Annotated in this window: 1 protein-coding gene; it reads right to left on the reverse strand. The window is 41.7% G+C overall.

The genetic code is table 11. The annotated features are described in order from the left end of the window. Nucleotides 1-19: 19 nt before the first annotated feature. Nucleotides 20-266: integrase core domain-containing protein (locus M3600_RS28755; protein WP_251648614.1), on the reverse strand; the 247-nt coding region annotated here is incomplete at its 5' end.

A 266-nucleotide genomic window follows, 5' to 3' on the forward strand; every position in this document is an offset into this window, starting at 1 on the left:
GACACAAAAAAGTTAAGTATTAAGCGGTTCTTCTAATCTGATCCTCCATAGCTTGAGGTGTTTGATAGCCGATGCTGCTGTGAATTCTGTTTCTGTTGTACCAGCCCTCTATAAACTGAAACATGGCTAGCTTCGCTGTCCGGTAGTCTGTGTACTGGGTATGATAGACTTCTTCTTTCTTTAATATGGCGTGAAATGACTCTATACAGGCATTGTCATAAGGACAGCCTTTCTGACTGAAAGACTGCCTGATTCCGTATTTTTGG

Origin of the sequence: Niallia sp. MER 6 (assembly GCF_023714395.1) — a bacterium.
Taxonomy (GTDB): Bacteria; Bacillota; Bacilli; order Bacillales; family Cytobacillaceae; genus Niallia.